We start from the raw sequence: 22715 nt of genomic DNA on the forward strand, positions 1-22715 counted from the left end.
GGAGTCTAGGGATGTCGAACATCGGGGGGAACTATTTCAGGCTCGCCCCCCTGACCGAAAGTCGGGCCTTGTGAAAACTGCGTAGGCACCCGTCGGCCGTTCCCGTTGACGGGGTTGAAACCTGCCCGGAGAGTGGTATTCCACGCGAGGGGGACATGCGCGGCAAGCCGGCCGCGCAGCGGATCGGGGGGTCTGCCATGAGCGCGTCCACGAGCGTCGGGACCGAGGGCCACGGCACCCGTGTGCCGTGGGGCGACGTACTGCTGTCCGCGATCGCCTCCGTGAGCTGGGCGTTGATCGGGATGGCGGGAGCGGCGGCGCTCGGCCTGCGGCTGCTGGGGGCGGACGCGGTGGGCTCGCTGGGGCCGATGACCGCGGCGGTCGTGGCTCTGGGGGCGGGTGGTTCGGTCACACCGGCCGGTGATGTGTCCGCGTTCGGACTGAAAGGGGCTCAGACGCACACGGCCATCGAGATCACGCCACTGGGAGTGAGCCTGGTCGGTGCGCTGTTCCTGTCGTTCTTCTTCCTGCGGTCCCTGCGTGCGGCGGGCGTCGTCGTCGCGCCCGCCGAACTCCTCGCGCGCGGGGGCTCGGTGATCGCCCTGTTCGTGGCGATGACGGGCGGGCTGGCGTGGGCGGGTCACGACGTCATCACGATCGACGGCTCCTCGCTCGGACTCGACGGCCTGCCCGGCGACGGCACCGGCGGCGGTGGGCTGGAGATTCCGGGGCTCGGTGACGTGGGCGGCGACATCGGCGGCCTGCTGCCCGGCCGGATCAGTGACCTCGTCGGCGCCCGGGCCGCGGTCGGCTTCACGGTCGACACCGCGCCGACGTTGCTGGGCGGTCTGGTCTTCTCCGCCGGGGTGCTGCTGATCGCGTTGTCGGCCTCGCGCCGCACTCCGCTGCCGCGGGGGTGGGAGGCCGTGCACCGGGTGGTGCGGCCGGCCGTGTCCGCCCTGGTCACGGTGGCGCTGACGGCGGTGGTGGCCGGTCTCGCGGCGGCGGCCTGGGCGGCGATCGGCGACGACCATCCCCGGCGGATCGCGGGGGCCGCCCTCCTGGGCGCGCCGAACGGGGTCTGGCTCGGCGTCCCGCTCGGCCTGTTCGTGCCGTGGGACGGACAGGCCACCGGTGCACTGGCCGGGGTGCTCCCGGCGCCCCTGGACGACCTGCTCGGCTCCGGCGCCGAGCACCCGGTCACGCTGGCGCGGCTCGCGGAGCTGGACGGGCGGGCGTGGCTGCTGGGAGTGGCCGCGGCGTTGATGATGCTGCTGGCCGGGGTGCTGACGGCGGTACGGACGCCGGTGGGGCCCGGCGACGTACGGTCCCTGCCAGGGCACTGTGCGCTGCGGCTGGGCGCCGCCACCGCGCTGATGCTGGCGCTGCTGTCCTGGCTCACGGAGGTGTCCGTGGACGCTTCCCTGTCGGTGCTCGGCATCGACGCCTTCGGCGCGGGCGTCGACCTGCGCGGACATCTCGGGGCGGCCCTGCTGCTGGGCGCCGGGTGGGGCACGGGGGCGGGGGCCGCCGGGGCGCTGCTGGCGCGGGTGAGCGGGGCGGCCGGGACGCGGGCGACGGGCGTGGCACGGAGTGCCGGGGCGGTGACGGAGGGCGTCGGTGCGGGCGGCGCGGTGTACACGGGGCCGCCTTCGGGACCGTACCGGCCGGGTACGCCGCACCGGCCGCCCGACCCGGGTACCAATCCGTACCTGCGGGCGCGGGAGGGGGCGGGGGCGGGCCCGGCGCGAGGAGCGGGAGAGCCCGAAGACGCACGGCCGGGCGACGCGGCGCCCGGTGGCCCGGGGCAAGCGGGCCCGGCGTGGCAGGACGGGGACGGCACGGGCCGCCGGGGCGGCCGCTCTGCTCAGTACGGCGACGAGGCGGGCCGGGCGGACGACGGGCCGGATCCGCCGGCCGACGAGGACGTGTACGGCGCCCCCACGATCGCCGGACCGCCGCCGGGAACGCCACGACGCCCGCCCCGGCCGGCGCGACCGGAGGAACGGCCCACGTCCCGACCCTGGGGCGAGTGCCCTCCGCCTCCTCCGCCCACGCCGCCGGGGTCGCCGCGGCGCCCCGGGGAGGGGCAGTGAAGGGCTGCCCCTCCCCTCCCCGCGGAGCAGGTCCCTGCCGCGCGCCCGCAGCCCGCACGCCGACGTCGCCCCGCGCGGGCGCGCAGAGACACCATGTCTCCCACGGCGTACGCCCCCGAGCGGGACGGCGCCCGCGCATCCGAGCGCCCGTCACCCGTCACCGCGGCCCGCACACCGCCTCCGCCTCCGCCTCGCACCGGCTGCCCGCCGGACGACCCCCGGAGGCGAGCGGCACCAGGGGCGGACACGCGGACGCCGCACCACCTGGGCGCACGGCGAGACCAGACGGCGGGCTCCGATCGGACCCGTGAGACAACGACCACCGGCGGAACGGCCACCCCGCCCACTCGACGGCGCCCACACACCCGCCCACCACCCGTCAGTGCGGCCCCCGCACACCGACCCCGCACCTCCCCCGCACCGGCTGTCCGTCAGGCGGACCTCGGAGGCGGGCGGCACCGGGTGCCGGATACGGTGGGAACACCATGAGCGCTACGCAGACCTCTGACGTTCCCACGCTTCTCGTCAAGATCTTCGGCAAGGACCGGCCGGGCATCACGGCCGGCCTGTTCGACACCCTCGCCGCCTACTCCGTCGATGTCGTCGACATCGAGCAGGTCGTCACCCGTGGCCGGATCGTGCTGTGCGCGCTCGTGACCGAGCCGCCCCGTGGCCTGGAGGGCGACCTCCGGGCGACCGTCCACAGCTGGGCGGAGTCGCTGAAGCTGCAGGCGGAGATCATCTCCGGTATCGGCGACAACCGGCCGCGCGGCCTCGGCCGCTCCCTGGTCACGGTGCTGGGGCACCCGCTCACCGCGGAGGCGACCGCCGCCATAGCAGCCCGGATCACCGAGTCGGGCAGCAACATCGACCGTGTTTTCCGGCTGGCCAAGTACCCGGTGACGGCCGTCGAGTTCGCGGTGTCCGGTGTGGAGACCGAACCGCTGCGCACCGCACTGGCCACCGAGGCCGCGGCGCTGGGCGTGGACATCGCGGTCGTCGCGGCGGGGCTGCACCGGCGGGCACAGCGCCTGGTCGTGATGGACGTGGACTCCACGCTGATCCAGGACGAGGTCATCGAGCTGTTCGCCGCGCACGCCGGGTGCGAGGACAAGGTCGCCGAGGTGACGGCGGCCGCGATGCGCGGGGAGCTGGACTTCGAGCAGTCGCTGCACGCGCGCGTGGCCCTGCTGGCGGGGCTGGACGCGTCGGTGGTGGAGAAGGTGCGCGCCGAAGTGCGGCTGACGCCGGGCGCGCGCACCCTGATCCGAACCCTGAAGCGGCTCGGCTACCAGGTGGGCGTCGTCTCCGGCGGCTTCACACAGGTCACCGACGCCTTGAAGGAGCGGCTGGGGCTCGACTTCGCCCAGGCCAACACGCTGGAGATCGTCGACGGCAGGCTGACCGGCCGGGTCACCGGGGAGATCGTGGACCGGGCGGGCAAGGCGCGGCTGCTGCGCCGGTTCGCCGCCGAGGCGGGGGTGCCGCTGTCCCAGACCGTGGCGATCGGCGACGGCGCCAACGACCTGGACATGCTGAACGCGGCCGGGCTCGGCGTCGCCTTCAACGCCAAGCCGGTGGTGCGCGAGGCGGCGCACACGGCGGTGAACGTGCCCTTCCTGGACACGGTGCTGTATCTGCTGGGCATCACCCGCGAGGAGGTCGAGGCCGCGGACACAGTGGACGAGGGCCTCGGCGAGGGCCTCGCTCCGCCCCCCGCGCGGGTCTGACCCGGCGCAGGGGGCGAGCGGAGGAACGGGCGGGCGCCCGGCCGTACGAGGGCCCGGACCACGCGGACACCGGGCCCGTGACGCGGGTGCGGTCAGTCGGTCGGTGCCCAGTAGTCGACCAGGGCGGCCTTGCCGGGCTCCACGTCCTTCCAGGAGCCCGTGAAGGTCAGGACGGCGAAGGCGGCGGTCGGGAAGCCCCGGCGGTTGATCCGCTGACGGGCCTCGTCCTCGGCCGAGCCGGCCAGGATCTCGGTCAGTGCCTCCATGCCCGGGTTGTGGCCGATCACCAGCACGTTCCGCAGGTCGTCGGGGGTCTCGTTGAGCACGGCGATCAGCTCGCCGGGCGAGGCCTCGTAGATCCGCTCCTCGTAGACGGTTTTCGGCCGGTGCGGGAACTCCTGGACGGCGAGCTTCCAGGTCTCCCTGGTCCGGACCGAGGTGGAGCACAGGGCCTGGTCGAAGGGCATACCGGTGTCCGCCAGCCGACGTCCGGCCTCCGCGGCGTCCATGCGGCCCCGGTCGGCGAGCGGCCGCTCGTGGTCGCTCACCTGTGGCCAGTCGGCTTTCGCATGCCGGAAGAGAACAATCCTGCGGGGTTCTGCGACGCTCATGGCATCCAGCTTCGCACGAAACAGGCCACGGGGCTCTGGGAGTTGACATGCGGATTCGCGGCTGGACGCGGGTGGGAGAACGCGGTCGGCGCTCAGCGCGCGGTCAGCTGCTCCACCCGCTCCAGCAGGTGGGCTATCGCGGGCTGCTCCGCGGCGGCGTGGGCGTCGGCGGGATTGAGGATGAGCAGGAGCAGCGCGACGAAGGCGAGCACGGGCAGGGCCAGGGCCCACCAGGGCAGCCGGATGTCAACGCCGCCCCGGGTCGCCTGGGGAGGCCGGGTGTGGGTAGGGGCCGACATGAGTGCCTCCGCTGGTCTTCGGGCGTGGTCCGTGCTCCGCGGCCCGCCTGTCGCGGGCACATCTCGAAGTTACGGAATCCGCGGGGCCCGGCCCATCCGGAGGTCCACCCACTCGACCCTGACCCTCGCCCCCTAGGGGGTGGGGGGTTAACCCCACCATCCGGCCGGCGGGAGCGGCGTCACGGCGAGGCGATCGTCGCGATGACGCCGATGATCACGAAGATCGCGAGGAAGGAGCCGAAGACGATCAGCATCTTCTTCTGGCCGTGCTGGGGATTCGGATCGAGGACTGGCATACGGCAAGTCTCGCATCCCCGGCACGAACCGCTCCCGGCGGCCCACCGGCTGGATGGGCGGACCGGCCGGACCGGCCGGACCGGCGAGCGGGCCACCGGGGCCGGCCCACCGCCCGCCGGGGCCGGCGCGGCGCCCACCAGGACCGACACGCCGCCCGCCGGGGTTCAGCGCGCCGCCTCGTCCTCCACCGTGCGGTCGCGTCCCGCCAGGACGCCCACCACGATCTGCGGCACCATCAGCGCGCTCATCAGGGCGATCGGCAGCCCCCAGCCGCCGCTGTGCTGGTAGAGCACGCCCACCAGGAGCGGACCCGGAATGGAGATCAGGTAGCCGGTGCTCTGCGCGAAGGCGGACAGCTGCGCGACGCCCGCGCCCGTCCTGGCCCGCATGCCGACCATGGTCAGCGCGAGCGGGAAGGCGCAGTTGGAGACGCCGAGCAGCAGGGCCCAGGCCCAGGCGCCGCCGACGGGGGCGAAGTACAGACCGGCGTATCCGGCGAGCCCGCACACGCCCAGGACGGCCACGATCGGGCCCTGGTGGGGCAGCCTGGTCGCCACGCGCGGGATGACGAAGGCGAGCGGCACCCCCATCACCATGATGACGGCGAGCAGCAGCCCGGCGGTGCCGGCGGAGACGCCCGAGTCACGGAAGATCTGCGCCATCCAGCCCATCGTGATGTAGGCGGCGGTGGCCTGGAGCCCGAAGAAGACGGCGAGCGCCCAGGCCGTACGGCTGCGGGTGATCCGCAGCGGGGCCTGTTCCCTGGCCGGCGCGGTGGGCGTCGGCACGGTGGACGCAGGCACGGTGGAGGCAGGCGCCTCGCGGTTGCGTACGAAGGGGATCCACGGCACGACCGCCAGCGCCGGCAGCACGGCCCAGACCGCGAGACCGGACTGCCAGTGACCGCCCAGCGCGTTCGTCACGGGCACCGTCGCCGCGGCGGCGATGGAGGTGCCGAAGGCCAGGGCCATCGAGTACAGGCCGGTCATGGAACCGACGCGGTCGGGGAAGTAGCGCTTGACGATGACCGGCATCAGGACGTTGCTGACGGCGATGCCCATGAGCGCCAGGGCGGTGGCGGCCAGGAAGCCGCCCGTGCCGCCGGCGTACGGGCGTATCAGCAGGCCGGCGGTGATGGCGGCCATGCCGGCGCAGACCACCGCGCCGGGCCCGAAGCGGCGGGCCAGCCGGGGCGCGGTGACCCCGAAGACGGCGAAGCAGAGCGGAGGCACCGAGGTGAGCAGTCCGGCGATGCTGCCGCTCATGCCGAGCCCGTCGCGGACCTCTTCCAGGAGCGCGCCGAGGCTGGTGATGGCGGGGCGCAGGTTCACCGCGGCCAGGACGATGCCGAGGACGAGGAGCCGGGTCGTCCACGTGGTCCACGCGCGCGTGGCGGGCGCCTCGCCGGATGTCTCGCGCACACCGTCGTCCACGCGCGCGTGGGTACGCGTCTCGGCGGGCGCCTCCGCGCCGGTCTCCCTCGGGGGCTCCGTCCGGGTTTCCGTCCGGGTTTCGTCACTAGCCATGAGACCCATCATAGAATCATGGGATGATTGATGGTCCAGTCGTGTGCGGAGTCGTGTGCGAAGGTGAGCCATGCCACTGAGTCATCCCCGTCGTTCGGCACTGTCCGAACAGGTCATCGCGGCACTGCGGCAGCAGATCGCCTCGGGCGAGTGGCCGGTCGGCTCCCGCATCCCCACGGAGCCGGAACTGGTCGAGCAGCTCGGCGTCGCGCGCAACACGGTCCGTGAGGCGGTACGCGCGCTCGCGCACAACGGGCTGCTGGACATCCGCCAGGGCTCGGGCACGTACGTCGTGGCCACCAGCGAACTGGCCGGCGTCATGCAGCGCCGCTTCGCCGACGCCGAACCCCGGCACATCGCCGAGCTTCGTTCCACGCTGGAGTCGGCCGCCGCACGCCTGGCCGCCGAGCGGCGCACGGAGAAGGACCTCAAGCAGATCGACGGCCTGCTGCTGCGCCGGGAGGAGGCCTGGGAGTCGGGTGAGTCGGAGGCGTTCGTGGCGGCGGACGCCACATTCCACCTGGCGGTCGTGGCCGCCTCGCACAACGACGTGATGACCGCGATGTACGCGGACCTGAGCGAGGTGCTGCGGGACTGGCTGCGCGGCGACGTGGGCGAGGGCATGTCCCCGGCGATGCACATGGACCACGCCCGGCTGGTGGACGCGATCCGCGCGGGCGACGCTGCGACGGCGGCCGAGGAGGCCGCCGCCTACCCGTTCGTGTGCCGTCCGGGGCTGTTCGGCCCGCCCTCGGAGGACTGACCAGCGCCGCCCCGGTGACGCGCCCGGCGCAACGCCGAGGGCCCGCACCCCGTACGGGACGCGGGCCCTCGGCGAGGTGTCCGGGTCAGGCGCCGATGGCGTGCAGACCGCCGTCGACGTGGACGATCTCGCCCGTGGTCTTCGGGAACCAGTCGCTGAGCAGCGCGACGATGCCGCGGCCGGCCGGCTCCGGGTCCTTCAGGTCCCACTCCAGCGGGGAACGGGTGTCCCACACGGAGGCCAGTTCACTGAAGCCCGGGATGGACTTGGCGGCCATGGAACCGATCGGGCCCGCCGCGACCAGGTTGCAGCGGATGTTCTGCTTGCCGAGGTCACGCGCCATGTAGCGGCTGGTGGCCTCCAGCGCGGCCTTGGCCGGGCCCATCCAGTCGTACTGCGGCCAGGCGTACTGCGCGTCGAAGGTGAGGCCGACGACGGAACCGCCGTTCTGCATCAGCGGCAGGCAGGCCATGGTCAGCGACTTCAGGGAGTACGCCGAGACGTGCATGGCGGTGGCGACCGACTCGAACGGCGTGTTCAGGAAGTTGCCGCCGAGCGCGTCCTGCGGCGCGAAGCCGATGGAGTGGACGACGCCGTCGAGCCCGCCCAGCTCCTCGCCCACGACGTCGGCGAGCCGGGCGAGGTGCTCGTCGTTGGTGACGTCCAGCTCGATGACCTTGGTGGGCTTGGGCAGCTTCCTGGCGATGCGCTCGGTCAGCGTGGGCCTCGGGAAGGCGGTCAGGATGATCTCGGCACCCTGCTCCTGGGCCAGCTTCGCGGTGTGGAAGGCGATGGAGGACTCCATCAGCACACCGGTGATCAGGACGCGCTTGCCCTCGAGAATTCCGCTCATGGTGATCAGTGACCCATTCCCAGTCCGCCGTCAACGGGAATGACGGCTCCAGTGATGTACGAAGCGTCGTCCGAGGCGAGGAACCGCACCGTCGCGGCGATCTCCTCCGGGCGCGCGTACCGCCCCATCGGCACCTGCGACACGATGTTCGCCCGCTGCTCGTCGGTGAGCACCTTGGTCATGTCGGTGTCCACGAAGCCGGGCGCGACGACGTTGAAAGTGATGTTGCGCGACCCCAGCTCACGGGCGAGGGAGCGCGCGAAGCCGACCAGGCCGGCCTTGGAGGCGGCGTAGTTCGCCTGCCCCGCGGAGCCGAGGAGCCCGACCACCGACGAGATGAGGACGACGCGGCCCTTCTTGGCGCGCAGCATCGCGCGGTTGGCACGCTTGACGACGCGGAAGGTGCCGGTGAGGTTGGTCTCGACGACGGAGGTGAAGTCCTCCTCCGACATGCGCATCAGGAGCTGGTCCTTGGTGACGCCGGCGTTGGCGATCAGGACCTCGACGGGACCGTGGGTTTCCTCGATCTCCTTGTAGGCCTGCTCCACCTGCTCACTGTCGGTGATGTCGCACTTGACGGCCAGGAACCCCTCCGGGGGCTCGCCCGAGCGGTACGTGATCGCGACCTTGTCGCCGGCGTCGGCGAAAGCGCGGGCGATGGCGAGGCCGATGCCCCGGTTTCCTCCGGTGACGAGAACCGAGCGGCTCAACGGATCACCCTTTCCCTATCGTTCGTCCACCCGTCCGGACACCCGTACGGCGGGCGGCGACGGCAGGCGGCTTCCTCGAAAATCTATCGGTCCCCGGTCCACGTCAGAGACTCGGGCACCCACAGTGGCTTACGGGGCTGTCTGTCGGGTCCCTACAGAACCGGTACCGGGCGCGGCCGGAAAGGTGTGGTCGACGGACCGCCGACGCGACATGATGCGGCGCAGCCCCCGGTGTCGCGGCAGACGACCGGTCACGTCGACAGAAAGAGACGCAGGTGCCTCACCGCATCGACGAAGCCTTCACGGCACTCCCCCTACGCGCCCTCGCCGACGCCGCCCTCGCCCGTGCGCGTTCCCTCGGTGCGGAGCACGCCGACTTCCGCCTGGAGCGGGTGCGCAACGCCTCCTGGCGGCTCAGGGACGCCAGGCCCGCCGGGTCCTCGGACACCACCGACCTCGGGTACGCGGTGCGGGTGGTGCACGGCGGCACGTGGGGCTTCGCGTCCGGCGTGGACCTCACCCTGGACGCCGCCGCCAAGGTCGCCTCGCAGGCGGTGGCGATGGCGAAGCTGTCGGCGCGGGTGCTCAGCGCCGCCGGGTCGGACGAGAGGGTCGAGCTGGCCGCCGAGCCCGTGCACGCCGACCGGACCTGGATCTCGGCGTACGAGATCGACCCCTTCACCGTGCCCGACGCGGAGAAGTCGGCGCTGCTGGCCGACTGGAGCGCGCGGCTGCTGGCGGCCGACGGGGTCGACCACGTGGACGCATCGCTGCTGACCGTGCACGAGAACAAGTTCTACGCCGACACCGCGGGGACGGTGACGACGCAGCAGCGGGTGCGGCTGCACCCGGTGCTCACCGCCGTGTCGGTGGACGACTCCAGCGGCGAGTTCGACTCCATGCGCACGCTGGCGCCGCCGGCCGGGCGGGGCTGGGAGTACCTGACCGGGACCGGCTGGGACTGGGACGCGGAGCTGGCCGGGATCCCGGAGCTGCTGGCGGAGAAGATGCGCGCGCCGAGCGTCGAGGCGGGTCTGTACGACCTGGTCGTGGACCCGTCGAACCTGTGGCTGACCATCCACGAGTCCATCGGGCACGCCACCGAGCTGGACCGGGCGCTCGGTTACGAGGCCGCCTACGCCGGCACCTCCTTCGCCACCTTCGACCAGCTCGGCAAGCTGCGCTACGGCTCCGAGCTGATGAACGTCACCGGCGATCGCACCGCCGAGCACGGGCTGGCGACCGTCGGGTTCGACGACGAGGGTGTCGAGGGCCAGTCCTGGGACCTGGTGAAGGACGGCACGCTGGTGGGCTACCAGCTCGACCGGCGGATCGCGAGGCTCACCGGCTTCGAGCGGTCCAACGGGTGCGCCTACGCCGACTCCCCCGCGCACGTGCCGGTGCAGCGCATGGCCAACGTGTCGCTGCGGCCGGATCCGGGCGGGCTGTCCACCGAGGACCTGATCGGCGGCGTCGACCGCGGGATCTACGTCGTCGGTGACCGGTCCTGGTCCATCGACATGCAGCGCTACAACTTCCAGTTCACCGGTCAGCGGTTCTTCCGGATCGAGAACGGGCGGCTAGCCGGACAGCTGCGGGACGTGGCGTACCAGGCGACGACCACCGACTTCTGGGGGTCCATGGCGGCCGTCGGCGGCCCGCAGACGTATGTCCTGGGCGGCGCCTTCAACTGCGGCAAGGCCCAGCCGGGGCAGGTCGCGGCCGTGTCGCACGGCTGCCCGTCCGCCCTCTTCAAGGGAGTCAACATTCTGAACACCACCCAGGAGGCGGGCCGATGAGCGCCGGGACCAACAAGCCGCACGAGATCGTCGAGCGGGCGCTGGAGCTGTCCCGGGCCGACGGGTGCGTCGTCATCGCCGACGAGGAGTCCACCGCCAACCTGCGCTGGGCGGGCAACGCCCTGACCACCAACGGCGTCACTCGGGGGCGCACGCTGACGGTCGTCGCCACCGTCGACGGGCAACAGGGCACGGCGTCCGGGGTCGTGTCGCGTTCGGCGGTGACCGCGGACGAGCTGGAGCCCCTGGTCCGCGCCGCCGAGGCCGCCGCGCGGGGTGCCGGTCCGGCCGAGGACGCCCAGCCGCTGGTCCCGGGCGGGCCGGCGTCACCGGACTTCACCGACGCGCCCGCCGAGACCTCGTCGGCGGTCTTCGCCGACTTCGCGCCCGCGCTCGGGGAGGCGTTCGCACGCGCGCGTGCCGGTGGCCGGGAGCTGTACGGGTTCGCCAACCACGAGATGACCTCGACGTACGTGGGCACGTCTACGGGGCTCAGGCTGCGGCACGACCAGCCGAACGGGACGCTGGAGCTGAACGCCAAGTCGCCGGACCGGAGCCGGTCGGCGTGGGCGGGGCGGGCCACGCGGGACTTCGAGGACGTCGACCCGGCGGCGCTCGACGCCGAGCTGGCCGTACGCCTGGGCTGGGCCGAGCGGCGGGTGGAGCTGCCCGCGGGACGGTACGAGACGCTGCTGCCGCCCACCGCGGTCGCGGACCTGCTGATCTACCAGTACTGGTCGGCCTCCGGGCGGGACGCGGTCGAGGGGCGCACGGTGTTCTCCGAGCCGGGCGGCGGCACCCGGCTCGGCGAGCGGATCGGCGCGCTGCCGCTGACCCTGCGCAGTGATCCGCACGAGCCCGGTCTGGAGAGCGCGCCGTTCGTGGTCGCGCACTCGTCGGGCGGCGACCAGTCGGTGTTCGACAACGGGCTGCCGGTGACGGCGACGGACTGGATCCGGGACGGCGAGCTGCACCGGCTGACGACCACCCGGCACAGCGCGGATCTGACCGGGCTGCCGGTGGCCCCGGCGAGCGGCAACCTGATCCTGGACGGCGGCGACCCCGACCGGTCCCTGGACGAGATGGTCGCGGGCACCGGGCGCGGGCTGCTGCTGACCTGCCTCTGGTACATCCGCGAGGTCGACCCGGCGACGCTGCTGCTGACCGGGCTGACCCGGGACGGCGTCTACCTCGTCGAGAACGGCGAGGTCGTCGGCGAGGTGAACAACTTCCGGTTCAACGAGTCGCCGGTGGATCTGCTGGGGCGGGCCTCGGAGGCGGGGCGGACCGAGAAGACGCTGCCCAGGGAGTGGGGCGACTGGTTCACCAGGGCCGCGATGCCTGCGCTGCGGGTCCCCGATTTCAACATGAGCTCTGTCAGTCAGGGCGTATAACCTCGTAGTCGGCCGTCACCCGACTGCCGACCGCCCGAAGATCATGAACATGTGGGAGACACGAGAACCGTGACGGACATCGTCGACGAGCTGAAGTGGCGCGGGCTGTTCGCCCAGTCCACCGACGAGGACGCTTTGCGCAAGGCGCTCGCGGACGGTCCCGTCACGTTCTATTGCGGTTTCGACCCGACCGCACCATCCCTGCACGTGGGGCACCTGGTGCAGGTGCTCACCGTGCGCCGGCTCCAGCAGGCCGGGCACCGGCCGCTGGCGCTGGTCGGCGGCGCCACGGGTCAGATCGGCGACCCGCGTCCGACCGCGGAGCGCACGCTGAACTCGCCGGAGACCGTGGCGGGCTGGGTCCGGCGGCTGCGCGGCCAGATCGAGCCGTTCCTGTCCTTCGAGGGCGAGAACGCCGCGGTGATGGTCAACAACCTCGACTGGACCGAGGGCCTGTCGGCGATCGAGTTCCTGCGGGACATCGGCAAGCACTTCCGGGTCAACAAGATGCTGACCAAGGACTCCGTCGCCCGGCGCCTGGAGTCCTCCGAGGGCATCAGCTACACGGAGTTCAGCTACCAGCTGCTCCAGGCGATGGACTTCCTCCAGCTCCACCGGAGGTACGGCTGCACGATGCAGCAGGGCGGCAGCGACCAGTGGGGCAACCTCACGGCCGGCCTCGACCTGCTGCACCGACTGGAGCCGGACTCGACGGTCCACGCCTACGCGACGCCGCTGATGACCAAGGCGGACGGCACCAAGTTCGGCAAGACCGAGGGCGGCGCCGTCTGGCTCGACCCGGAGATGACGACGCCGTACGCGTTCTACCAGTTCTGGCTGAACGTGGACGACCGGGACATCTCGGCGTACATGCGCATCCTGTCCTTCCGCTCCCGCGAGGAGCTGGAGGAGCTGGAGCGGCAGACCGAGGAGCGTCCGCAGGCGCGGGCCGCGCAGCGTGCGCTGGCCGAGGAGCTGACGACGCTGGTGCACGGCGCCGGCCAGACGGCCGCCGTGATCGCCGCGTCCAAGGCCCTCTTCGGCCAGGGCGACCTGGCGGAGCTGGACGAGCGGACGCTGGCCGCGGCCCTCTCCGAGCTGCCGCACGTCCAGGTCACCGAGCCGGCCCCGGTCGTCGACCTGCTCGCCGAGGTCGGCCTGGTGGCCAGCAAGTCCGCCGCGCGCCGCACGGTCAAGGAGGGCGGCGCCTACGTGAACAACGCCAAGGTCGCCGGTGAGGACGCCGTCCCCGCCAAGGAGGACCTGCTGCACGGGCGCTGGCTGGTGCTGCGCCGGGGCAAGAAGAACCTGGCCGCGGTGGAGATCACCGGCGCCTGAGCGGGCACGCACGCGCGAGGGGCGCTTCCCGGCGCCGTACGGCTGCCGGGGAGCGCCCCTTCGCCTGCCCGGATGTCCGCCCGGTGCGGGTCAGGCCCGCTCGCGCCGCCGCTTGCCGCGTACCGCCGTGTAGGCCGCGTCACCGAGGCCGACCACGATGATCGCAGCCACCAGCTGGAACAGGTGCCGCCACCAGTCGATGCCGGAGGTCGCCTCGACGCCGGCCGCGCGGGCGATCGCGTTGCCGACGATCGCGCCGATCATGCCGCAGATGGTGGTCAGCCACAGCGGCATGTGCTGCTTGCCGGGAATGATCGCCTTGGCGATCAAGCCGAGCACGAATCCCACGATGATCGCCCACAACCAGCCCATGGCTGCCTCCTCGTCCGGCACTACGCGAGCATTGCCACCAGTGTTCGGCCGTACCGCGTACGGCGCATGCCGCATACGGCCGAACGGGTTACCGGTGCCTACGCCGTGCGGCGCACACGGTGCGGCCGGACCGCGGGCGCCCCGGTCTCGTGAGCGGCGCAGGCGCGGCGTAACGTGGTGAGTTGTCCGGGACCGGTGTCCCCGAGCGGCCGCGGACGAGAGCGGGGCGGGGAAGTCCGATGCGGGCGGATGGTGGAACCAGATGCGGAAGCAGAGTGCCGGCGGCAGTGCCGAGGTGTTCCGGATCACCGGGGCCCGGACGGGACTCCAGGAGGACGTGCGCGGGCGGCAGCGCCGGTACGTCATCTCGATGGCGATCCGTACGGTGTCGGTCGTCCTCGCGGTCTGCCTGTGGAACGTGGAACGGCACGTCGCGATCGCGGCCCTGGTCCTCGGGGCGGCGCTGCCGTACATCGCGGTCGTGATCGCCAACGCCGGGCGTGAGAACGCGCCATCCTTGCCGTCGACGTTCGTGACGGCGCCGACCCCGCCGATGATCACGCCGCCGCGGGCCGGGACCGGGGCGGCGGAATCCGTCCCGGAGGGCGCGGCGGCCGATCCCGGGCCGGCGGCGACCGGCGAGTCACGCGGTCGGCCGTGACCGCGGCACCCCCTTCGGGGCAGCGTCGATTCCACGCCAGGCCGAAGAAATGCTCAGATGAATTCGTGTTGTTCCGGGCCCGGCGAAGGGTGGGCCGTGACATACTTCGTACGCGCTCCGCATCCCCCGTCGGAGCGACGGACCGACGCCGGGCAGCTCCCCCCGTGGCTGCTCGGCGTCGCCTTGTGCGGGGACCTGTGAGAAGAAACCGTGAGTGACGAAACCACCCCGATCTGCTCCGCCAAGGGCTGCCGCACCGCCGCCGTGTGGGTGCTGGCGTGGAACAACCCGAAGATCCACACCCCGGAGCGCCGCAAGACGTGGATCGCGTGCGACGAGCACCGGGAGCACCTGTCCGAGTTCCTCGGGGTGCGGGGCTTCCTGAAGGACGTGGTCCCGCTCGCCGAGTGGGAGGCCCCGGAGGCATCCGGCGGGTCGGGCGGGTCCTAACCGCCGATCGCCGACATCGGGCGGTCCGGCTGCACGAACGTCGGGTCGTCCAGGCCCGCGCCCGCCTTCTTGCCCCACATGGCCAGGCGCCAGATGCGGGCGATCTCCTCGTCGGGGGCGTCGGAGCGCAGGGCCGCGCGCAGGTCGGTCTCCTCGGTGGCGAACAGACAGGTGCGGACCTGGCCGTCGGCGGTCAGGCGGGTGCGGTCGCAGGCCGCGCAGAACGGGCGGGTGACGGAGGCGATGACGCCGACGCGGTGCGGGCCGCCGTCCACGGTCCAGCGTTCGGCCGGGGCCGAGCCGCGCTCCCCGGCGCCCTCCGCGGTCAGCTCGAAGCGGGTGCGCAGGGAGGCGAGGATGTCACCCGCGGTGATCATGCCCTCGCGCTTCCAGCCGTGCTGGGCGTCCAGCGGCATCTGCTCGATGAAACGCAGCTCGTAGTCGTGCTCGACGGCCCAGGCGAGCAGGTCGGGGGCCTCGTCGTCGTTGAGACCCGGCATCAGGACGCTGTTGACCTTGACCGGGGTGAGTCCGGCCTCGCGGGCGGCTTCCAGGCCCTCCAGGACGTCCTTGTGGCGGTTCCGGCGGGTGAGGGTCTTGAAGACGTCCGGGCGCAGGGTGTCCAGTGAGACGTTGACCCGGTCCAGGCCCGCGGCCTTCAGGGCCGTCGCCGTGCGGCTGAGGCCGATGCCGTTGGTGGTGAGGGACATCTGGGGGCGCGGGGAGAGGGCGGCGACGCGCTCGACGATGCCGACCAGACCGGGGCGCAGCAGCGGCTCCCCGCCGGTGAAGCGGACCTCCTCGATGCCCAGGGAGGTGACCGCGATGTCGATGAGGCGGACGATCTCGTCGTCCGTGAGCAGGTCGGGCTTGGCGAGCCACTTCAGGCCCTCTTCGGGCATGCAGTAGGTGCAGCGCAGATTGCAGCGGTCGGTGAGCGAGACCCTCAGGTCGGTGGCCACTCGGCCGTAGGTGTCGATGAGCACGTGGGCCCCCTCCCTCGACGCGGATCGGTGGAGCACTTCTCTCCTCCGACACAGTCGAGCCTACGTGACCGGTGCGACATCGACAGCCGCCCGAACCCACGACGTGGGACGCGGCCGCGTCGTAGGGATCTACGAGCGGCCGCGTCCGTGCCGGTGGGGCGGGGCGTCAGTGCGCGCCGGTGCCGGTCAGGGACCTGACCTCCAGCTCCGCGTACTTCGCCTTGTCGGGCTCCTCCTTCGACAGGATCGTGCCGAGCCAGCCCATCAGGAAGCCGAACGGGATGGAGATGAGGCCCGGGTTCTTCAGCGGGAACCAGGCGAAGTCGACGTCCGGGAACATCGCCGTGGGGTCGCCGGAGACGACGGGCGAGAACAGCACCAGGCCGACGGCGACGATCAGGCCGCCGTAGATCGACCACAGGGCGCCCTGGGTGGTGAACCTCTTCCAGAACAGGCTGTACAGGATCGTCGGCAGGTTGGCGGAGGCGGCGACCGCGAAGGCCAGGGCGACCAGGCCGGCCACGTTCAGGTCGCGGGCGAGGGCACCGAGCGCGATGGAGACGATGCCGATGAAGACGGTCGCCCAGCGGGCCGCCCGCATCTCCTCCTTCTCGGTGGCCTGCCCCTTGCGGATGACGTTGGCGTAGATGTCGTGCGCGAAGGACGAGGACGAGGCGAGGGTGAGGCCCGCGACGACGGCGAGGATGGTCGCGAAGGCCACCGCCGAGATGGTGGCGAGCAGGATCGCGCCCCAGGCCGAGTCGACGCCGCCCACGTGCAGCGCGAGCAGCGGCGCGGCCGTGTTGCCGGACGGGTTGGACGCGACGATCTCGTCCTTGCCGATGAGTGCCGCCGCGCCGAAGCCGAGGGCGATGGTCATCAGGTAGAAGGCGCCGATGATGCCGATGGCCCAGTTCACGGACTTACGGGCGGCCTTGGCGTTGGGCACCGTGTAGAAGCGGATCAGGATGTGCGGCAGGCCGGCGGTGCCGAGCACCAGGGCGATGCCCAGCGAGATGAAGTCGAGCTTGGTGGTGCCGCTCCCGCCGTACTGGAGGCCGGGCTCCAGGAAGGCGGAGCCCGCGCCGCTGTTCTCGGCGGCCTTGCCCAGCAGGTCGGAGATGTTGAAGTCGAACTTCAGCAGCACCAGGAAGGTGATCAGGATGGTGCCGCCGATCAGCAGCACGGCCTTGACCATCTGGACCCAGGTGGTGCCCTTCATGCCGCCGATGGTGACGTACACGATCATCAGGACGCCGACGAGGGCGACGATGAGGATCTTGCCCGCGTCGGAGGTGATGCCGAGCAGCAGCGAGACGAGGATGCCCGCGCCCGCCATCTGGGCCAGCAGGTAGAAGATCGAGACGACGATCGTGGAGGTGCCGGCGGCGGTGCGCACCGGGCGCTGGCGCATGCGGTAGGCGAGGACGTCGCCCATCGTGTAGCGGCCGGAGTTCCGGAGCGGCTCGGCGACCAGGAGCAGGGCCACCAGCCAGGCGACCAGGAAGCCGATGGAGTAGAGGAAGCCGTCGTAACCGAAGAGGGCGATGGCGCCGGCGATGCCGAGGAAGGACGCGGCCGACATGTAGTCGCCGGAGACGGCGAGGCCGTTCTGGAAGGCGCTGAACTGGCGGCCGCCCGCGTAGAAGTCGGCGGCGTCCTTGGTCTGGCGGCCGGCCCAGACGGTGATGAACAGCGTCGCGGCGACGAAGACCGCGAAGAGCGTGATGATCAGCGGCCGGTGCTCGCTCGCCTCGTTGGCGGCGAGCTCGGCGGCGAATACGGACTGTGCGGGGCTCATGCGCCGCCCTCCATCCGGGACTTGATGGCCTCGGCCTTGGGGTCGAGCTTCGCGGCGGCGTGCCGCGAGTACCACCAGGCGATGAGGAACGTGGTGACGAACTGGGCGAGGCCGAAGACGAACGCGACGTTGATGTTGCCGAAGAGCTTGGTGCCCATGAAGCCGCCGGCGTAGTTCGACAGCAGCACGTAGAGCAGGTACCAGGCCACGAAGGCGACGGTCAGCGGGAACGCGAAGGAGCGGAAGGAGCGGCGCAGTTCGGCGAACTCGGCGCTCTGCTGCACTTCGGAGAACTCCTCGGCGGACGGAAGTGGGCGTTCCTCTTTCGAGGGGGGCGGTGCGTCGGTGGCCACGGAGTCTCCTCGTACGACGGACATGACGGCTTGGACCTCGGTGTTTCTCGCAGGGGCCGGTCGTGCTCGGGCTCCCTGTCCAACGACACGGCGCCCCGCGGGGACCGGTTCAACGCCCTTGGCACTTTCCGAAGTCGGCCCCGGCGGGTCATTGCTGGCCAGCGACTTCGGGGGATAGCTTCACCCTGCACCGCTACGTCATGTACCTGCCCGGACCGTCACCCGTGTTCCGGGCAGGTGCCGTCTGCCGATGATGTGGAGACCCCATGGATCATCTGCGTTCCCCGAGCGCTCCGCGCTCCAGACCCGGGCTCGCCCTCGCGGTGCCGGCCGCACCGGGTGTGCAGGGGTCGGAAGCAAGGTGAGCCACGTGACGCGGGCCTCTCGGCCCGCCCCGAAGGCGCCTCTGCCTCCCTGCCACGCACCGGCATCACGAGTTTCCCGAGCTTTCCCGACGGACTGGAGACACCACGCATGACCGCACCCCACCCGCGTCACCGCCGCGCCCTCGCGATCCCGGCCGGCCTGGCCGTGGCAGCGTCGCTGGCGTTCCTGCCGGGCACCCCGGCCACCGCGGCTCCCGCCGCCGGGGCCGCCCCCGCCGCGGCGACCGACGGGACCTCGCTCAGCTACGTCGTCAACGTCTCCCCCGGGCACGGCCCCTCGTCCACCGTGCGCCGCGCGATAGCCAAGGCGGGCGGCACGATCGTCACGTCGTACGACCGGATCGGCGTGATCGTCGTCCACTCCGCCGACCCGGACTTCGCCAAGAGCGTCCGCAAGGTGCGCGGCGTGCAGTCCGCCGGTGCCACCCGCACCGCGCCCCTGCCCTCGGCCGCCACGACCGACACGGGCGCGCCGAAGGTGCTCAGCGGTGCGGAGCTGGCCGCGGCCAAGGCGTCCGCCAAGGCCGAGGGCCAGGACCCGCTGGAGTCGCTCCAGTGGGACCTCCCGGCCATCAAGGCGGACAAGGCGCACAAGAAGTCACTGGGCAGCAAGAAGGTGACGGTCGCCGTCCTCGACACCGGCGTCGACGACACCCACCCGGACATCGCCCCGAACTTCGACCGCAAGGCGTCCGTCAACTGCGTCGCGGGCAAGCCGGACACCACCGACGGCGCCTGGCGGCCGAGCGCGTCCGAGAGCCCGCACGGCACCCACGTGGCCGGGGAGATAGCCGCCGCCAAGAACGGCATCGGCATGACCGGCGTGGCGCCCGGGGTCAAGGTGTCCGGCATCAAGGTCGGCAACCCCGACGGCTTCTTCTACACCGAGGCCGTGGTCTGCGGCTTCATGTGGGCGGCCGAGCACGGCGTCGACGTGACCAACAACAGCTACTACACCGACCCGTGGTACTTCAACTGCAAGGACGACCCGGACCAGAAGGCGCTCGTCGAGGCCGTCTCGCGGGCCACGCGGTACGCGGAGAAGAAGGGCGCGGTCAACGTCGCCGCGGCCGGCAACGAGAACTACGACCTCACCTCCGACGAGATCACCGACCCGTCCTCGCCGAACGACACCACGCCCGGCGACCGCACGGTCGACCCGTCGAAGTGCCTGGACATCCCGACCCAGCTGCCGGGTGTCGTGACGGTCGCGGCGACCGGCGCGAAGGGCCTCAAGTCGTCCTTCTCCAACTACGGTCGGGGCATCATCGACATCGCCGCACCCGGCGGCGACTCGACGGCCTACCAGACGCCCGAGCCGCCCGCCACCAGCGGACTGATCCTGGGCACGCTGCCCGGCGGCCAGTGGGGCTACATGGCCGGTACGTCGATGGCCTCGCCGCACGTCGCGGGCGTCGCCGCCCTCATCAAGTCGACGCACCCGCACGCCTCCCCCGCCGCGGTCAAGGCCCTGCTGTACGCCGAGGCCGACGCCAAGGCGTGCACCAAGCCGTACGACATCGACGGCGACGGCAAGGTCGACGCGGTCTGCGAGGGCCCCAAGAACCGCAACGGCTTCTACGGCTGGGGCATGGTCGACGCGCTGGACGCGGTGACCTGGTAACCGGTGCCGCGCCGACGAGCACGCGTGTGATCGGCACGCGCGCGTGAAGCGGGCCGGGCAGCCGCCCGGCCCGCTGCGGAACTTGCCCGGATCTGACGACTTCGTGAAGATCCTGGGGTGACCTCGATACGACCCCCTTCCCGGACCACCGGCACCGGACGCCACTCACGGCCCCCCGGCACCGGCCGGACCGTGGCCGTACTCGTACTGGTGGCACTCGGCGCGCTGATACCCGCGCTCGGCCCGTCCCCCGCGCTGCACGGCACCGGGGAGGCCGAGGCACCCGGCACCGGCGGCATCGCCCTGCTGCGCACGGTGCTCTTCGCCGCGCTGAGCGTGCCGCTCGGCGAACTCTTCGTCAACCGGCTGGCCCGGTCGCTGCCGGGCGCTCCCCCGCGGCGGCCGCGCAGCTGGTCGCCGTACGCGGGCGCCGCCGGATTCGTCGCCGCGCTGGGGCTGGCCTCGGTGGTGGCCACGGGCAACCTGGTGCCCGACTCCGCCGCCGACATCGACGTCGGCGGCCTCTACGCCACCCGCGACGGCAAGCTCGCGCTCCTGGAGGTCAACGGGTTCCTCGCCGCCTGGCTGTGCGCGACCTCGCGCCGGCCTGGGCTCCAGGTGTGGCCGCTGGCCGCCGTGATCGTCGCGGACGCGCTGCGCGCGCACCCCACGACCGAGTACAGCCCACTGCTCGGCTCCGGTCTGACCCTCGTCCATCTGACGTGCGCCTCGCTGTGGGTGGGCGGTCTGCTGTACGCGCTGCGGGTGCTGCGGCGTTGGCGGGGCGCGGAGGCGGGTCCCGCGCTGCTGGGGCTCTACGCGCGCGTGGCGGCCGTTCTGCTGGCCGCGCTCACGGCGACCGGCGTGTGCAGTTCGCTGCGCCGGATGCCTGCGGGCACGATCCTGGACCAGCTCACGGACACCGCCTACGGGCGTGTCCTGCTCGCCAAGGTGCTGCTGGTGGCCGCCGTCTCCGTCCTCGCGCTGTGGGCCAGGATCCGGCTCGGCCGCGCGGACGACCCGCTGGCCGCCTGCTCCCCCGCGCGCGCGGAGGTCGTCGCGCTGGGCGTGGTGGTCGCGGTGTCGGGGCTCCTGACGGCGCTTCCGGTGCCGATCCGCTGGTGAGCGCCGGGCCGCAGGAGGCGCCGGCCCGGCTGCGGGTGCGTGAGGGGTGCCGCAACGCTTCCCGGCGGGGCGGAACTTGACGGTGCGGGACCCCTGCGGGACCGGAGTGTCCGTCCCGGCCCGTATCCTCATTGACCATGCTCGAAGACCGCACGACCGCAGCGCCGTCCGCCACGGCGTGGCCGGCCGCGTATCCGCAGGGGTACGCGGTCGTCGACGTGGAGACCACCGGCCTGGCCCGCGACGACCGCATCATCTCGGCGGCCGTCTACCGGCTGGACTCCCGCGGCGAGGTCGAGGACCACTGGTACACCCTGGTCAATCCGCAGCGCGATCCGGGACCGGTGTGGATACACGGTCTGACGAACGACGTGCTGCGGGACGCGCCGCTCTTCCCGGACGTCGCCGAGGAGTTCGCGGCCCGGCTGGACGGGCGGGTCCTCGTCGCGCACAACGCCGTCTTCGACTGGCAGATGATCGCCCGCGAGTACGCACGCGCGCGGCGCGAGGCGCCGGTGCGGCAACGGCTGTGCACCATCGCCCTGTCCAAGGCGCTGGACCTGCCGCTGCCCAACCACAAGCTCGAGTCGCTGGCCGCGCACTTCGGCGTCGTACAGCAGCGGGCGCACCACGCACTGGACGACGCGCGGGTGCTGGCGGAGGCGTTCCGGCCGAGCCTGCTGGCCGCGGCGGCGGGGGACGTGCGGCTACCGCTGCACGAGTGCCGGCCGCTGACCGAGTGGTCCGACCCCGCGCCCCGGATCGGGCAGCAGGCGGGCTACGGGGGCTACCGGCCCGGCAGTTGGCGCCCCTCCCGCAAAAGGCCCGCATGCCCCTATCCCAACCCCGGCCGGTACGAAGAGGGCAAAAGACTCAAGCAGGGCATGCGGGTCGCCTTCTCGGGTGACACCTCCGTCGAGCGGGACCTGCTGGAGGACCGGGCCGTCGAGGCGGGGCTGCACGTGGCGACCAGTCTGTCCCGGCTGACCAGCCTGCTGGTCACCAACGACCCGGACTCGGGCACCTCCAAGGTGGTCAAGGCCCGGCAGTTCGGCACGCCGGTGGTGGACGAGGCGGCGTTCGGGCAGCTGCTCGCGGACGTGGAGCCCGCGGACGGCGGGTCCTGAGGCGCGCGGCCCCGCGGAGCCGTACGGACGGGTGATTCCGGGCGACTCGCCCGGCGCCCGCTCGCCCGCGTTCGCGGGGACGCCCCAACCTGTGGCGCATGGCGACATGCGAAGTCTGCGGCAACAACTACGGAATGACCTTCGAGGTCCACGCCCAGGGAGCGGTGCACGTCTTCGACTGCTTCTCCTGCGCCATCCACCGGATGGCCCCGATCTGCGAGCACTGCCGGGTGCAGATCATCGGCCAGGGCGTCGAGGTCGACGGCCACTGGTTCTGCGGCGCCCACTGCGCCCGCGCGGAGGGGAGGGCGGGGATCGTCGACAAGGTCTGAGCGCTTCGCACGACCGTCGGCAGAAGCCCCCGTCGAACCCACGCCGCGGCACTGCTGTCGGACATGTTCCCCGCAGACGCGG

22 protein-coding genes are annotated in these 22715 nt (G+C 72.3%); 12 read left to right on the forward strand and 10 right to left on the reverse strand.

The window, feature by feature from the left end:
- The first annotated feature begins 197 nt into the window (after positions 1-197).
- Together ACIQFU_RS31780 and serB are read left to right on the forward strand one after the other, a co-directional pair.
- Positions 198-2096, forward strand: coding sequence for a streptophobe family protein (locus tag ACIQFU_RS31780; protein ID WP_402556151.1), 1899 nt, complete (start codon positions 198-200; stop codon positions 2094-2096).
- A gap of 485 nt (positions 2097-2581) precedes the next feature.
- Positions 2582-3826 (forward strand): phosphoserine phosphatase SerB, encoded by a 1245-nt coding sequence (serB, locus tag ACIQFU_RS31785; protein ID WP_402556153.1) that lies wholly within the window; start codon positions 2582-2584, stop codon positions 3824-3826.
- A gap of 92 nt (positions 3827-3918) precedes the next feature.
- Here serB and ACIQFU_RS31790 read toward each other — a convergent pair whose 3' ends face one another.
- The 4 genes from ACIQFU_RS31790 to ACIQFU_RS31805 form a co-directional block, all read right to left on the reverse strand.
- Positions 3919-4437, reverse strand: a complete 519-nt coding sequence (locus tag ACIQFU_RS31790) for a SixA phosphatase family protein (RefSeq protein WP_402556155.1) — start codon at positions 4435-4437, stop codon at positions 3919-3921.
- A 92-nt stretch (positions 4438-4529) separates the two neighbouring features.
- The gene (locus tag ACIQFU_RS31795; RefSeq protein ID WP_402556156.1) at positions 4530-4736 is read right to left on the reverse strand and encodes a hypothetical protein; all 207 of its coding nucleotides are present in this window, start codon (positions 4734-4736) and stop codon (positions 4530-4532) included.
- A gap of 179 nt (positions 4737-4915) precedes the next feature.
- A complete protein-coding gene (locus ACIQFU_RS31800) occupies positions 4916-5032 on the reverse strand; it encodes an SGM_5486 family transporter-associated protein (RefSeq protein WP_037836969.1) in 117 nt (38 codons plus the stop codon).
- 165 nt (positions 5033-5197) lie between these two features.
- Positions 5198-6571, reverse strand: a complete 1374-nt coding sequence (locus ACIQFU_RS31805) for a CynX/NimT family MFS transporter (RefSeq protein WP_402556158.1) — start codon at positions 6569-6571, stop codon at positions 5198-5200.
- 58 nt (positions 6572-6629) lie between these two features.
- Between ACIQFU_RS31805 and ACIQFU_RS31810 the strand changes: the two genes are divergently transcribed.
- The gene (locus tag ACIQFU_RS31810; RefSeq protein ID WP_402556160.1) at positions 6630-7322 is read left to right on the forward strand and encodes a FadR/GntR family transcriptional regulator; all 693 of its coding nucleotides are present in this window, start codon (positions 6630-6632) and stop codon (positions 7320-7322) included.
- Positions 7323-7407: 85 nt separating this feature from the next.
- Here the strand turns inward: ACIQFU_RS31810 and fabI are convergent, their stop codons facing one another.
- Both fabI and fabG read right to left on the reverse strand, forming a co-directional pair.
- Complete coding sequence (gene fabI / locus ACIQFU_RS31815; protein WP_402556162.1) at positions 7408-8175, reverse strand: enoyl-ACP reductase FabI; 768 nt, start codon at positions 8173-8175, stop codon at positions 7408-7410.
- Positions 8176-8180: 5 nt separating this feature from the next.
- Entirely contained in the window at positions 8181-8885 is a 705-nt protein-coding gene (gene fabG / locus ACIQFU_RS31820; protein WP_402556164.1) for a 3-oxoacyl-[acyl-carrier-protein] reductase, read from the reverse strand.
- Between the two features lie 275 nt (positions 8886-9160).
- Here fabG and ACIQFU_RS31825 point away from each other — a divergent pair, with 275 nt between their 5' ends.
- The 3 genes from ACIQFU_RS31825 (at position 9161) to tyrS (ending at position 13416) form a co-directional block, all read left to right on the forward strand.
- Complete coding sequence (locus ACIQFU_RS31825) at positions 9161-10684, forward strand: TldD/PmbA family protein (protein ID WP_402556165.1); 1524 nt, start codon at positions 9161-9163, stop codon at positions 10682-10684.
- Positions 10681-12078 (forward strand): metallopeptidase TldD-related protein, encoded by a 1398-nt coding sequence (locus ACIQFU_RS31830; RefSeq protein ID WP_402556167.1) that lies wholly within the window; start codon positions 10681-10683, stop codon positions 12076-12078. Before ACIQFU_RS31825 ends, ACIQFU_RS31830 begins: the two co-directional genes overlap by 4 nt.
- A 69-nt stretch (positions 12079-12147) precedes the next feature.
- Positions 12148-13416 (forward strand): tyrosine--tRNA ligase, encoded by a 1269-nt coding sequence (gene tyrS, locus ACIQFU_RS31835; protein WP_402556308.1) that lies wholly within the window; start codon positions 12148-12150, stop codon positions 13414-13416.
- Positions 13417-13506: 90 nt separating this feature from the next.
- On the opposite strand, the gene ACIQFU_RS31840 is transcribed toward tyrS, so the two are convergent.
- The gene (locus ACIQFU_RS31840; protein ID WP_402556168.1) at positions 13507-13788 is read right to left on the reverse strand and encodes a GlsB/YeaQ/YmgE family stress response membrane protein; all 282 of its coding nucleotides are present in this window, start codon (positions 13786-13788) and stop codon (positions 13507-13509) included.
- A 262-nt stretch (positions 13789-14050) separates the two neighbouring features.
- On the opposite strand from ACIQFU_RS31840, the gene ACIQFU_RS31845 reads away from it, so the two are divergent.
- Positions 14051-14449, forward strand: a complete 399-nt coding sequence (locus tag ACIQFU_RS31845; protein ID WP_402556169.1) for a DUF3099 domain-containing protein — start codon at positions 14051-14053, stop codon at positions 14447-14449.
- Between the two features lie 210 nt (positions 14450-14659).
- Entirely contained in the window at positions 14660-14899 is a 240-nt protein-coding gene (locus ACIQFU_RS31850) for a hypothetical protein (RefSeq protein ID WP_402556171.1), read from the forward strand.
- Here ACIQFU_RS31850 and moaA read toward each other — a convergent pair.
- The 3 genes from moaA to ACIQFU_RS31865 form a co-directional block, all read right to left on the reverse strand.
- Positions 14896-15885 carry a GTP 3',8-cyclase MoaA gene (gene moaA / locus ACIQFU_RS31855; RefSeq protein WP_402556173.1) on the reverse strand — a complete coding sequence of 330 codons (990 nt, stop codon included), beginning with the start codon at positions 15883-15885 and terminating at the stop codon, positions 14896-14898. The genes ACIQFU_RS31850 and moaA overlap by 4 nt on opposite strands.
- A gap of 166 nt (positions 15886-16051) precedes the next feature.
- Positions 16052-17686, reverse strand: a complete 1635-nt coding sequence (locus tag ACIQFU_RS31860) for a cation acetate symporter (protein ID WP_402556175.1) — start codon at positions 17684-17686, stop codon at positions 16052-16054.
- Complete coding sequence (locus ACIQFU_RS31865) at positions 17683-18039, reverse strand: DUF485 domain-containing protein (RefSeq protein ID WP_402556177.1); 357 nt, start codon at positions 18037-18039, stop codon at positions 17683-17685. The genes ACIQFU_RS31860 and ACIQFU_RS31865 overlap by 4 nt, the downstream gene beginning before the upstream one ends.
- A gap of 474 nt (positions 18040-18513) precedes the next feature.
- Between ACIQFU_RS31865 and ACIQFU_RS31870 the strand changes: the two genes are divergently transcribed.
- The 4 genes from ACIQFU_RS31870 (at position 18514) to ACIQFU_RS31885 (ending at position 22633) form a co-directional block, all read left to right on the forward strand.
- The gene (locus ACIQFU_RS31870) at positions 18514-20049 is read left to right on the forward strand and encodes a S8 family peptidase (protein WP_402556179.1); all 1536 of its coding nucleotides are present in this window, start codon (positions 18514-18516) and stop codon (positions 20047-20049) included.
- Between the two features lie 117 nt (positions 20050-20166).
- The gene (locus ACIQFU_RS31875) at positions 20167-21174 is read left to right on the forward strand and encodes a CopD family protein (protein WP_402556181.1); all 1008 of its coding nucleotides are present in this window, start codon (positions 20167-20169) and stop codon (positions 21172-21174) included.
- Positions 21175-21311: 137 nt separating this feature from the next.
- Entirely contained in the window at positions 21312-22301 is a 990-nt protein-coding gene (locus ACIQFU_RS31880) for a DEDDh family exonuclease (protein WP_402556183.1), read from the forward strand.
- Between the two features lie 98 nt (positions 22302-22399).
- Entirely contained in the window at positions 22400-22633 is a 234-nt protein-coding gene (locus ACIQFU_RS31885) for a hypothetical protein (protein WP_003976994.1), read from the forward strand.
- Positions 22634-22715: the final 82 nt, after the last annotated feature.

It is taken from the genome of Streptomyces sp. NPDC093065, assembly GCF_044754585.1.
Lineage (GTDB): Bacteria > Actinomycetota > Actinomycetes > Streptomycetales > Streptomycetaceae > Streptomyces.